This window comes from Parafrankia sp. FMc2, assembly GCF_041008525.1.
Taxonomy (GTDB): Bacteria; Actinomycetota; Actinomycetes; order Frankiales; family Frankiaceae; genus Parafrankia.
In genome coordinates this window covers 22,006-34,260 of the sequence record NZ_JBFLUG010000047.1, presented here as the reverse complement: position 1 = coordinate 34,260, position 12,255 = coordinate 22,006, and the positions used below count along the sequence as shown (strand labels likewise).

At 72.5% G+C, this 12,255-nt stretch carries 9 protein-coding genes and 1 pseudogene; 4 read left to right on the top strand and 6 right to left on the bottom strand.

From position 1 onward, the window contains the following. Positions 1-123: 123 nt before the first annotated feature. Positions 124-591, bottom strand: a complete 468-nt coding sequence (locus AB1460_RS17905; protein WP_368962654.1) for a GlsB/YeaQ/YmgE family stress response membrane protein — start codon at positions 589-591, stop codon at positions 124-126. Positions 592-1,240: 649 nt separating this feature from the next. Here AB1460_RS17905 and AB1460_RS17900 point away from each other — a divergent pair. Together AB1460_RS17900 and AB1460_RS17895 are read left to right on the top strand one after the other, a co-directional pair. Beyond that, entirely contained in the window at positions 1,241-2,557 is a 1,317-nt protein-coding gene (locus AB1460_RS17900; RefSeq protein ID WP_368962653.1) for an ABC transporter ATP-binding protein, read from the top strand. Further along, positions 2,554-3,339 carry an ABC transporter permease subunit gene (locus tag AB1460_RS17895; RefSeq protein WP_368962651.1) on the top strand — a complete coding sequence of 262 codons (786 nt, stop codon included), beginning with the start codon at positions 2,554-2,556 and terminating at the stop codon, positions 3,337-3,339. The genes AB1460_RS17900 and AB1460_RS17895 overlap by 4 nt, the downstream gene beginning before the upstream one ends. A 27-nt stretch (positions 3,340-3,366) precedes the next feature. Here the strand turns inward: AB1460_RS17895 and AB1460_RS17890 are convergent, their stop codons facing one another. Both AB1460_RS17890 and AB1460_RS17885 read right to left on the bottom strand, forming a co-directional pair. Further along, the gene (locus tag AB1460_RS17890) at positions 3,367-5,178 is read right to left on the bottom strand and encodes a hypothetical protein (RefSeq protein WP_420497304.1); all 1,812 of its coding nucleotides are present in this window, start codon (positions 5,176-5,178) and stop codon (positions 3,367-3,369) included. A gap of 346 nt (positions 5,179-5,524) precedes the next feature. After that, complete coding sequence (locus tag AB1460_RS17885) at positions 5,525-7,084, bottom strand: lipopolysaccharide biosynthesis protein (protein ID WP_368962648.1); 1,560 nt, start codon at positions 7,082-7,084, stop codon at positions 5,525-5,527. A gap of 350 nt (positions 7,085-7,434) precedes the next feature. Here AB1460_RS17885 and AB1460_RS17880 point away from each other — a divergent pair, with 350 nt between their 5' ends. Further along, on the top strand, positions 7,435-9,150 hold the full coding sequence (locus AB1460_RS17880; RefSeq protein ID WP_368962647.1) for a glycosyltransferase family 4 protein: 1,716 nt from the start codon (positions 7,435-7,437) through the stop codon (positions 9,148-9,150). Between the two features lie 91 nt (positions 9,151-9,241). On the opposite strand, the pseudogene AB1460_RS17875 reads toward AB1460_RS17880, so the two are convergent. Continuing rightward, a pseudogene (locus tag AB1460_RS17875) lies at positions 9,242-9,388 on the bottom strand (IS3 family transposase); the annotation flags it as partial. 302 nt (positions 9,389-9,690) lie between these two features. Next, the gene (locus tag AB1460_RS17865) at positions 9,691-10,452 is read right to left on the bottom strand and encodes an FkbM family methyltransferase (protein ID WP_368962646.1); all 762 of its coding nucleotides are present in this window, start codon (positions 10,450-10,452) and stop codon (positions 9,691-9,693) included. 730 nt (positions 10,453-11,182) lie between these two features. On the opposite strand from AB1460_RS17865, the gene AB1460_RS17860 reads away from it, so the two are divergent. Further along, positions 11,183-11,611: a hypothetical protein gene (locus AB1460_RS17860; RefSeq protein WP_368962644.1), complete on the top strand. Its 429-nt coding sequence runs from the start codon at positions 11,183-11,185 to the stop codon at positions 11,609-11,611. On the opposite strand, the gene AB1460_RS17855 is transcribed toward AB1460_RS17860, so the two are convergent. Beyond that, positions 11,606-12,094, bottom strand: coding sequence for a transposase (locus AB1460_RS17855; protein WP_368962642.1), 489 nt, complete (start codon positions 12,092-12,094; stop codon positions 11,606-11,608). The two genes, AB1460_RS17860 and AB1460_RS17855, sit on opposite strands and share 6 nt — an antisense overlap. Between the last annotated feature and the right edge of the window lie 161 nt (positions 12,095-12,255).

Genomic DNA, 12,255 nt, shown 5'->3' with positions numbered 1-12,255 from the left:
GAACCGGCACAGCGGTGCGGCCACCATGCCCGAAACACCTCCGCACGACCCGGCCATCTGGCGCCGCTGCCCCGAAGGTGCTCATGCCGGGCCCGGCCGCGCTCCGGAGCGCGCACCGCAGGGCTACGGCCGGATGGGGCCTGCCGGGGCGCCAGCCGGCCGCCGGCCGCCAGGCTGGCCCGCAGCAGGCCCGCTCTCACCGGGCTGGCCGTCGTCCGGCTGGCCCTCACCAGGCCGGCCCTCACCAGGCCGGCCGTCAGCAGGCCGGCTCACGGAGACCGGAAGGTCCGGGAACGGTTCGGCCCACGGGCGTGGCCGCACGGGTCGCGGGCCGCTGCGGTAGGTCCGCGCCCGCACGCCCCAGCCGGCGAGCACCGCGAGCGCGGCGCCCAGGAGGGGACCCGCCAGCTCCCGCCGCAGCGGGTGCGCGGTCGGATCCGCGTCGCCGAGCAGCCGCCCGACCGCCGCACCGGCGAGAGCGCCGAGCACGCCCAGGACAGCGGCTGTCCCGAGAGTCAGCGGCCGGCGCCCGGGAAGGAGCGCGCGGGCCGCCACCGCCACCGGAAGCCCGACCGCGAGTGAAGTGAGCACGAACCAAAGCATGGGGCGCCCCCCGCCGACCACTGCCCGCCGCGGGACGCGACCCGGGCATACCGAGGTCGCGCTGAGATACCCGAACGGCATCGCCGGAAAACCACAGCCCCGTGATGTCGGGTGAGCCACACCCGTGACCGGCCCGGAATCTCCGGCCGGCCTGGTACTAACGCAGAGCGCAGGGCTACGCAGGCAAAGCCAGCCACGGAAAGACCCCGAACAGACCGGGCCGAAACGGGGCGACGTCCCTTAACCAGGCCGCTCGGCCACCCCGCTTTTTCGAGGTATGTCCGTTCAATACCGCGCACCCGCGCGAGCGGCCCTGCGCATTGCGGCTCGCCCGGCAGGACACCGTCCGGAACATTCGGCTACCGTGCGTTCGTTCCACGATCCGAGGGCCACACAAAGGCACCCCTGAACCCGGCCTGTCGATGAGGTTCGCGCCGCGCCGGTCACTCTCCGGCGCAGAGCTTCTTTCCGCACCGGCGACTGCCGTGGTTAGCCGATGGCGAGACCAGCTGCGCCATCTCAATTCCTGCCAGCCCGGGCGGAGAACGCCGGCGTCGCATCGCCGGAGCCCACGAGCGGCCAGACATCAAGCGAAGGAGACCATTCCGACGATGCTCACGACCGCGACGGCCAGGCCATGACGTCAGGTATCCCCGCGATGCCGGCGCAGCACCGGCACGCCCCTGCCGATCCGGTGACAGACGCCAGCCACGCCCAGGGCCACAGCCACGCCCAGGGCCACGGCCACGCCCAGGGCCACGGCCACGGCCATGCCGGGCCCGTCCTGCCTGCCGCCCCGGCGGCCGGTGATCTGCCGGGCAGCGCGAGCTCGGTGCCGCAGACCGCTCCGCGCCAGTCCCGGGCCGGCAGCCGGCCGGGCACCCGGCCCGGGATCCGGCGGCGACCGGGCGGGTCGGCACCCGCGCCCTCCGACGCGGCGGTGTGGACGCGTGGGCTGACCAAGCAGTACGGGCAGCGACGCGTGGTCGACCAGCTGGACCTGCTGATCCCGGCGGGGGCGCTCTCCGGGTTCGTCGGGCCGAACGGCGCGGGCAAGTCGACGACGCTGCGCATGCTGCTCGGGCTGGTCCGCCCGAGTGCGGGCAGTGCCCGGGTGCTCGGGGAGCCGGTGAGCACGCCCGACCGGTACCTGGGCCGCACCGGCGCGATGATCGAGGGGCCCACGTTCCATCCGGGCCTGTCCGCGCGGCGCAACCTGGAGCAGCTCGCGCTGTTGCGCGGGGTGGGCACCCGCGCCAGCGGCGCGCGCCGCAGCCAGCGGGGCCGGCGCGCCCGGTGGGAGCGGATCGACGAGGTTCTGCACCAGGTCGGGCTGACCAGCCGCGCGGACGACCGGTTCGGGTCGTACTCGCTGGGCATGAAGCAGCGGCTCGGTATCGCCGCCGCGCTGCTGCCGCGCCCGAGACTGCTGATCCTGGACGAGCCGACGAACGGGCTCGACCCGGCCGGCATCCGGGAGATCCGCACCCTGCTGCGGGATATCGCCGGGACCGGCATGACCATCTTCGTCTCCAGCCATCTGCTGTCCGAGGTGGAGCAGATCTGCGATCACCTGGTGATGATCCGCAGTGGTCGGATGCTCTTCCAGGGGCATGTCGCCGACCTGCTGGCGGCAGAGGACCCGCGCATTCTGATGGTGCCCGAACGCGATGACGACGCAGTCCGGCTGGCGGGCATTCTTGGTTCCGCCGGGCTGCGCATCGAGATCGAGATGACGGACGAGGCCCGTTCCGTTCCCACGTTGGTCGAACGGCATCCGGTCGTGGTGGCGCACGCCCCCGGTGGGCTGGCGGCGGACATCAACCGGCTGGCGATGCGGGCCGGCATCACCCTCCGGTCGATCCGGACCCATCGACCGAACCTGGAGGAGACGTTTCTGAAAGCGACCGGAGATGTCGACGGCGACCTGACCATGCGAGGCGGTGCCACATGATCAACGCATTCCGGGCTGAATGGGTCCCGTTGCTGCGCCGGCGCTTTCTCGTCGGCACACTGGCTGCGGTCTCCGCCGTGGCTGCACTGGGGGCAGTGCTGACGATCTTCTCGGCGGGCCGCACCGACTTCGACGGTGACCCGGTGACGGTCTCCATGCTCGCCGTGCCGGCGGGAATCGCCGAGGGCCTGGAATCCGTCACGATCCTGCTGGGCGTCGTCGCCCTGTCGGTGACGGCCGCGGCGCTCGCCGGCGAGTACTCCCGCGGGACGCTGCGGACCCAGCTGATCGCGCAGCCGCACCGGCTGCGCCTGCTGGGCGGCAAGGCACTGGCATTGGCACTCTTCGTGGTGCTGGTGGTCGCCGTGGCAGCGTTCGTCGCGGTGTCGCTGTCGTTCGCGCTGGCGCCGGTGAAGGGCGTTCCGACGGACCAGTGGCGGTCCTGGGCGGGAATGGCGACCATCGGCCGGAGCCTGGTCAATGTGTCACTCGGGTCCCTGGGGTACGCCGTCGTCGGCGCGCTGGCCGCCGTGGTGCTGCGCTCGCCGGCCGCGGCGATCGCCGTCGGGCTCGCCTACGCCCTACCGGTGGAGATGCTGGTCGGGCGGATCTACGATCCGGCCGGCGGTTGGCTGCCCGCCCACCTGATGGAGATCATGGCCGTCGGCGGAACGGGCCACACCACCCCGTGGGCGGACGCCGGCCTGCGGGTGCTGGCCTTCTGCGGGGTGTCCGCGCTGCTCACGGCAGTACTGTTCCGCCGCCGCGACGTCACCGCCTGACCGGGGCGCCACCGCCTGCTGCGCGGCTCAGTCCTCCAACAGGACGTCCAGGTTCACCCGCAGCAGCCACTGGTCGAGCTTGAACGGCGGGTAGGGCCAGGGGATGCCGTCCAGCACCAGCTGGTTCACGGGCAGCCACAGGATGCGCCGACGGGCGTCGATCGCACCGCGGCGCAGGCCGACGTAACGGGTCGCCGGGCCGCGCAGGCGGTCGAGGCCCACGTCGAGCGGCTCGAGCGTGCGGAACGTCATGCGGGCCCCGCTCCCTGCGGGTCGCACCGCTGTGACCAGGCCGTTCAGGCCGGCCAGCAGGACCGCTCCGGTCTCGGGGTCGATGGTCAGGCTGCGTACGAGCCCGCCACGGTCGGTGCCGGGGACGAGGAAGTCCGGCCGGTTCTCGGCCCCCCAGGTGTCGACGGGCCAGTTGCCGGTGGCCGGGGTGCGGGTGACGAGGCCCCGCTCCCGGCCAAGTTTCGGATAGACGGCGAGGGTGTCCGCGCGCAGGCCGTCGGCCTTCGTCCGGGCGACGTAGAGGGTGCCGTCGGCGCCGAAGGCGGCACTCTCCATCCGGGACCGGTCCTGCACGGCGCGCACGGCTGTGCTCTTCGGCGTGATCCGTCCGGTCGAGGCCTGGTAGGAGAACTCCTGAATCGGGAACGGCTGTGTGCGGTAGCCCGTGTCCCGGGTGTCGCAGATGAGGACGAACCGCTCGTCGTCGGGTTCGCTGGTCGGGTCGGCGGCCACCTCACGCGGGTTCACCACCAGCTGTATGCCCAGCGGCCGCACCTGCGGGTACTGCCAGAACGCCCGGACCTTCCCCTCCAGGTCGAGCACCATGAGCGCACCGTTGTCGGTGCCGCCCTGCCCGGTGCCCAGGTACTGGGCGACCACCAGGTGACCGCTGCGGGGCAGCCGGGCGATGGACGTCGGCCCACGCGCCGATCGCGGCTGCCCGTTCACGCCGACAGGAAAGGCGGTGGCCGCGGCCCGGGGCTCCATGCCGGCGGCCAGCGAGTCACCGGTGTGGGAGAAGCGGGGTTCGTAGTGCCAGGCATCGTCCGAGTCGTCGCGACGCAGCCGCCCGAACGCGGGCAGCTGCCCGTAGGTGCGGACGTCCCAGGAGTAGTACGGCATCAGCGAGACGAAGACGGCCCGCTCGCCCCGCTCCCCCGCCGGGGCAGGTACGACGAGGACGTCCGAGATGTCGCCGCCGCCGATGCCGGAGAGCAGCGGGTTGCTGGACGGCTGGGTCTGCCGCCCGGTGGTCGACGGAATGACCAGCCGGGCGAACCGGTGCTCGTCCGGCTCGAACACCCCCAGCTCCATGCCGGTGCCGGTGAGCTTCGACTGGTCGTCGGTGAACGGGGTGGTGGCCATGAGGACCGTCCCGTCGGCGGCGACCGCCGACATGTAGGCCGCCTGGCCGGGCCCGAACCCCCAGCCCGGAACCTCGATCACCGTGGTCGGGGACGAGCCGTCCAGCCCGCCAAAGCTGCCCGGCGCGCCGAAGATCGCCAGCATCCCCTTGGGAATCTTCCGCGACGACATGGACGGGGCGGACGCGGCGCCGTCCGCCAGTCCCGGTGCGTCCGTCTCCGACGGCCACCAGGGCTGGCTGCCGGGGTCGTCGCCGGCGAGGCGCCACGCTGCGGCGCCACCGGCGGTGAGAGCGCCGAGCCCGGCCACCCCGGTGATCAGACGCCGCCGGGTGAACAGCCCCCCACCGGCCTCCGGTACCCGTCCACCGGACTCCTGCGCCCGAGCACCGCCCCTCCTGGACCGGGCACCAGGACCGCCGGACCGGCGCTCCGGCCGCGGCGGCCGGTCGTCGGAGCCCACACGACGGCCATCCCGATCCGCCAGCGGGTCGCCCCAGGCCGGCGGCGGGGGCTGAGACGGGCCGCCCGGGCCCAGGACCCTCATCGTGTCCGGGTCGACGCCCGCTGAGTCGGGCATCAGACCCGGGCGCCCGCGAGCGCGCGGACAGGAGCGAAGCGGGGACTGATCAACGCCACGTGTACTCCGTTCGGACGGCCCTCCACGGCGACAGCGGGCCGTGCTCGGCTCCGGCCGCGGCCAGCCTGGAGGGTCGGTGCGAGGGTCGATCGGTTCTGACTCTGCTACCGCGATGCCCAGCTATGTCGCGGTTACTAATGAACAGAGGCGGCGCTTCTCCGCGCTGCCGTCACCAGACACTGGCGGGTCGCGCCTCCCCGGTCCCGGGAGCGGACGGAATCTGGCCCGAGCCCGGGACGCTGGCCCCCTCCCCCGCTGTCCCGGACGCCCACGGCGGCTTCGGCTGCGGCGGGGACAGCGGAGGCCGCGGGAACCCTGATGATCCCGACGGCAGCGACAACGGAGCCGCGGCGGCCCCGGAGGCCCCGGAGGCCGCGGAGGCCGCGGAGGCCGCGGACCCGGCGGCGGGGGACGCCGCACGGGCGTCGGCGCGGTGCAGGGAATGCACCAGCGCTCCCGCCGCGAGGGTGGTGACGACCTGGCAGACGAGCACCACTACCGCGGTGCGCATCGCGTCGCCGCCGGCCAGCCCGATCGCACCCGCGGAGACACCCGCGCAGACCGCGAGGACCACAATCACCCGGCGTTGGGAGGAGCCCAGCAGGTAGGTGGCGAACATCAGGGTCACAGCGAGGAAGGTCATACCGAGCGCGAGGATCGACAGCGAGGAGGCGGCGCCGGTGAGGTCCGGGCCGAACACGAGCGACAGCAGGGGCTTCGCCGCGACCGTGCCGAGGGCGGCGAGTGCGAGGCCCGGAGCGACGACGAGCGCGCACGCCACGGTGAGCGCGGCGGTGGCGCCGCGGCCCTCGGCCCGGCGACGGGCCGCCTCGGGCAGCAGGAAGTTCGCCACGGCGAGGCCGATGAACACCGGCACCTTGCAGGCGGTGGCGATGGCCGCGTAGGCGCCGGCGCCGTCGTGGTCCAGCCACCCGACGATGACGACGTCCATGTTCTGCAGCAGGGCCAGCGGGACCAGCGCGCCGAGTGCCAACCAGGTGCTCGCGAGCAGCCCCGGCCGCCGGACGATCTGCGCCGACGGGATCGTCAGCGGCCCGGTGGTGGCGAGCGCGGCCAACCGGGCGGCCCGCAGCGAGACCGCCATCGCCCGCGGCACCTTCGCCAGGCCCTTGCGGGCGTGGTCGGTGCCCAGCGCGACGCCCAGTACCAGCCCGAGCCCGGCGCCGTTCACGCCGAGCCCGGCGGCGACGAACGCGACGACGAGACCGGCGCGAGCCGTCGCCTCGACGATGAAGTTGCCCGCGAGGCGACGGTAGGCCCCCCGTGCCTGGAGCACCCCGCGCTCGATGCACAGCAGCGTCCACACCGCCGCCCCGATGACGGCCTCCGCGACGGCCAGGGGGTGCGCGTAGGCCAGCAGTGCGGCCACCGGCCGACAGATCAGCAGCGCCAGCACCGTGGCGACGAAGACACCGAACAGGCACCGGCGGCGCAGGTGACGGATCCAGGCCCACTGATCGCGCCGGGTGTCGCCGTCGGCGTTCGTCTCCTTCTGCACGACCGCGATGAGCAGCGCGTTGCCGGCCACCGAGAGCACCATGAAGATGCTGACCTGGACTACTACCGCCCCGTAGGCTGCTGGGTCAAGAGTCCGCGCCAGCGCCAGGTTCATCAGCAGGTTGAGGCCGTTGGCGAGTGCACCGGCGACCGCGAGGACCGCGGGGCCCGCGATCATTCCGGCGATGGTCGCCCGAGCACGCAACACCATGGGTCACTCCCGGTCTCGGTCGGCGGCGGCCGCCCGGCTCTCCCCCACCGGGCGTGAGACAGGTCACTGGTCATCATGACAGGATTTGCCGCAATCGTACGGCCTCGGCAAGGCCGGGTGTACAAGCGGTGTCCGGTGTAGGCCCGAAGGTCTGGTAGAGAACTGGGCGGTCAGCGCGAGACCGGAAACCGGTCGGACAGCGGCCGAACGGCCGCCGGACCGCCGCGGGACGGCGACCGGACGGCACGGCCCCCGGTACCGACGCCGCGGGCTCCCCGGGCCATGAGTAGCTTTCTCGGCCAAGGACGCGCAGAACAGGCGATGACAGAACAGGCGACGGGAGTCAACTGGTGACGACAGCCACACCGCGGCCCGTCCGGGCGCTGGCAGGCCGGCACCTGGTCTTTCTCAACTGGCGGGACAGCGCCCACCCACAGGCCGGCGGCGCCGAGCTGTTCTGTCACTCGATCGCCGAGCGTTTCGCCGCGGCCGGTGTCCGCGTCACACTGCTCACGTCCCGCCCCCCGGGCGCCGCGGCGCGGACGGTGGTCGACGGTGTCGCCGTCCGCCGCGGCGGTGGCACCTTCGGGGTGTACCCATCGGTCCTGGCCCGGCTCGCGCGGATGGCGCGCTCCACCGACGGCCTCGACGCGGTCGTCGACTGCCAGAACGGCATCCCCTTCTTCAGCCCGCTCGTGCTGCCCGCCCGCGTCCCTGTCGTGCAGGTCCTCCACCACGTGCACCAGAAGCAGTTCCCGCTGTACTTCCCGAGCCCGGTGGCCCGGGTCGGCCAGCTCCTGGAGGCCCCGGGCAGCCGGTGGGTCTACCGGCGGCGGCCGGTAGCTGTGGTCTCTCCGTCCACCCGGGACGAGGCCCGCGGCGTGCTGGCCCTGCCCGGTGCCCGCTTCCTCGTCCCCAACGGCGTGATGGTTCCCGGCCACCCGGAGACGACGGACGCCATGGACGCCATGGACGCCACGGACGCGAGCCAGGCAGACCAGGCGACACAGACGGGGCGGGCGGGCGACGATCTCACCGGCCGGGCGGCCAGGCCGACCATCGTGTGCGTCGGGCGGCTCGTCCCGCACAAGCGCCTGCACCTGCTGATCGAGACCCTCCCGGCGCTGCTGCGGACGCACCCGGACCTGTCCGTGCACTTCGTCGGCGACGGGCCGGACCGCGCCCGCCTCGCCGACATCGCCGCGCGGCTGATGCTCACCCAGGGCGACGGCGCCTCGGACGCGACCATCCGATGGCACGGCTTCGCCGCGGCCGAGGTGCGCGACGCCGTGCTCGCCTCAGCCTGGCTGACGGTGAACCCGTCCCACGGGGAAGGCTGGGGGCTGTCGGTGCTGGAGGCGAACGGCCTGGGGGTGCCCGCCGTCGCCTTCCGGGTGCCGGGGCTGCGGGACTCCGTCCGTGACGGAGTCACCGGCTGGCTGGTGGACGAACCAGCGCGGCTCGGCGACACCATCGCGGGCGCGTTGGCCCAGCTCGCCGACACCAGGCAGGCGATGACCATCCGTGGGGCGGCCCGGGCCTGGGCGGGCGGGTTCAGCTGGGACACCAGCGCCGACCTGCTCGCCGGGATCATCGCCTCCGAGCTCGACCGCCTCGGCGGCGCCGGATCGACGGCGCCCGGCGGGCTGGGCGAGCCCCCCACCACGACCCGCGGCCGTCGGCGCGTCGGCGCGCCACGCCCGGCCCACCGGGCGCCGGGCGCCGAGCGCCGACCAGCCCGCGACCGGCGGCGCCCCGACGACCAGCTGACCCTGGTCGAGTTCGAGCTGGCCGACACCGCCGCGCTGCCCGAGCTGCGGCGCACCGACCTGCTGTTCGAGCTGCCCCCGCGGACCGCGCCCGACGACGGGGCCGAGCCCGGCGGCGGGGCGGAAACCAGCGGTGGCCCGCGGACGCGGCGTTTCGCCGCCCTCTTCTACGGCGCCGACAACACCGGCGCGCGCACAGCGCTGGCCCGGCGCGGGCTGCGCCCGGCCAGCCGCCCACGCCCGGCCACCGGCGAGGACCTCCTGGTCGCGGTGGCACACCCGCCCACCCTCGGCTGACCCCGCGAACCACCGGAACGCGCCCACCGGATCACTCGGCTGAGGTGTATCCCGTTCCTCGGAAATCTGTGTAGCGGAAACCACATCAGCATTACACCGCTTCTGCCGTGGGCATCTTCGCTCCGTTGGAAGCGCACTCCATGCGGTCGGGGGTGCAATAGCCGAGCGCGGAATGGAGCCGTTGCCGGTTACAGAAGATCTCGATGTAGTCGGTGATCGCGAATCGGGCGGCTCGGCGGTCCGCTGACACTGGACGGCCGGAGTCGATTCGTCGAATCCGGCGAGAGGCTCGGCCGCCACCGGTGGAAGGGCCAGAAAGGACGTCGCGGGGCGGCCGGCCGCCCGCGTTCGACCGCGAGGCCCACAAGGCCCGGCGTGCGGCCGAGCGCGGGATCAACCTACTCGAACAACACCGCACGGTCCGTCCCTGACGGTAACCGGTCCGGCAGGGACAACACCCATGGTCGACCCGGGCTGCCATCAGCGACCCCGTCTCCGCCGCACCGGGCAACGGGGCGGACCAGCGCGGCGGTATCGGCTTCAGTCGTCGAACCGTCCCCGCGGGTACCGGAAGAGGATGTTGTTAACAAATTTGGCTCCCGAGCCGTCGATCACAGCCCGTAGATAGCCATGTTCGGCCTGCCCGCTCATCGCCTTCTGATGTCCGAGCAGATCGAAGTCGGCAAGCGGAATCCAACGGCCGCCCACCAGCACCAGGCCCTTGTATCCGAAGTCATGGAGGTACTCGATGGTGGGAGCAGCAGGAGACCGGGCCTCTTCGATCTCGACCAGCAGGTTCGGGCGCCATTTCTGGATGATGCCCTCGGCGCCGCGCAGCGCGGCCAGCTCATGGCCCTCGACATCGATCTTGATGAGTCCGACGTCGTCGAGCTCGAGGCTGTCGAGGCGAAAGGTCTCGACAACGATGGACCGTCCGCCCGGGAGGGGCCCGAGGGACGCCCGACCCTCAGTACCACGCCCTCCCTCGGGGAGGGACAGCTTGGCCGTCCCGGCTTCGTCGGAGGCCGCCTTGGCAATCACGGTGACGTTGGGGGAGGCCACACGGGCAATGAACGCCGCGAGTTCCGGGTTGGCTTCGACGGTCACCACGGAATGCGCGATGCGCGAGAGCCAGAAGGTCCATGGACCATACCATCCCCCCACGTCGATCACCGTCTGGCCCGGAGCCACCAGGGATCGAATCTGGCCGAGTACCGGCTCGAACCTGCGGTGCGCCAACGCGATGGCGTCCCCGAAGGCGCGATCGGGAATCAACCCGGCGACGACGCTCGAGACTTTCATCTGAGTCGTACCTCTCTGTTATGTCGCCCAGGGAAATCCGGCCAGCCACCCGCGCGACGGCCAAGCATCAAGCGACTACCGGCCACTGCGATAGCTTGGCGGGATAGTACACCCGGTCATCCCCTCGGTCGCGCCCCGTCGGTCAGGGTCCGCGGTACCCGCCAGGCCCTGCCGACCATGAGGATCCGGCACGCGGTAAGGGGTCGCAGGTGCCTCAGGTGGCGCCCGAGTCGGTACGATACGGCCATCGCCCGCGTTCCGTCGGCCGGCTCGATCTCCAGGTGATCGTCGACGACACGGGCTGATCGAATCCGCTCCCCGGCCTGGGTGAAGTCCTCACCGGCGCATCGATAACCGGTCCCGGCCGGTTCGATCGACAGAGAATCAGGGCGACTGAACAGGTGCGCTAAGGCAACGGTCCAACAGCCGAGAAGGGCCGACCAGAACATCCGCGGCAACCCGCGGCCAGTCGGGGAGGCCGATGAAGAATCCGCCGGTGACAGCGGTGAGTCACGCGGTGGACGGCTCGGCTGTCAGTTCGCCGGGCCAGCCTCCGGAGCGCGTGGCGGCCGGACTGGGGGACGCGGCGTTCTCGGAGTCGCCGATGCAGCGCAGCGGTGGCCCGCACTGCGGGATCACAAAGGTCGGCGGGGCGGATACGTCACGATGAGGGTCTGCCCGGAACCCGGTGCCAGCCGGGCCGGCAGATCGGGGTGGGTCTCGCCTGGCAATGCGGCTGGTTGGCCCAGTCCAGCGGGTTCTGGCCGCCTGCCGGGTCGCGGCACGGGCGCTGGTCGGCGCCGATGGTCTGGCCGGCAGTGTCGCGCCGACCGCCGCGGCTGCCGCTGATGTCCTTCTGCCCTTGGCCGGGCACCCGGACAGCGGGGTGCGCGCCCGACCCCGACCACACCGGCACCGTCCGCCAAGAGCGACAGCACCGTCCGGGCTGCTGGTCGGGACCGGAACCGGCTGCGGCGGCTCGTGCCGCTCGGTGTGGCACCAGCGCGACCGCCAGCTGGATCTGCCCCATCCCGAAGTTCCCAGCCTGGTCTGGTTCGCGCGGGAGGCCTGGCCGTCACCGGCCACCGGCCACCGGCCACCGGCCACCGGCACCATGGTCGAAGGCCTGCTCCCCGCCTCGGCGCGCGTCGAGCTATGAGCCGAGTCCGAACTCCTTGTGGACTTCGGCGACGGCATCGAATCCGACACGATCACCCTCACCGGGGGAAAGCGACTGTCGGTCGGCGTCGCCGAGCACCGGCTCCGCCTGCTCTGACACCGCACCGACGAGCGAGCCGACGCCGATCCCGTCGGCCCCCGCGCTCACCTGATGGGTGGCCCCGTGGGCCATGCCGACAGCACCGGCTTCTCGGAGCGTGAGATCCAGCACCTGCCACAGCCTGGCGTTCTCCTCCCGCAGCCGGCGCAGCTCCGTCAGGTCCGCGTGGTCCCAGCGGTGGTCCTGGCTCCTCGCCATCTCCGCCTGGCGCACCCAGCCACGCAGCGTCTCCGCGCTTACCCCGAGCTCCGCGGCAACGATCTTCATGGTCTGCCAGCCGGATCGCTGGTCCGGCCGGATCCGGGCGACTCTGGCCACGGCGAGGGCACGAATCTGCGGTGAACATCTGGTCGGACGACCCATGGTCAGAGGGCTCCTGCGGCGGATTAAAGATTTCCTCGACCCGAGAGTTAAACCCCCGAGAAAAAGCAGCTGCGACCCGCAGGAAACAGTCGGAATAATCTCCGACTGTTTCCTGTGACGCCCACGGCGTGGGCACGCCTGTGTCCATGCCGTCTCGACCA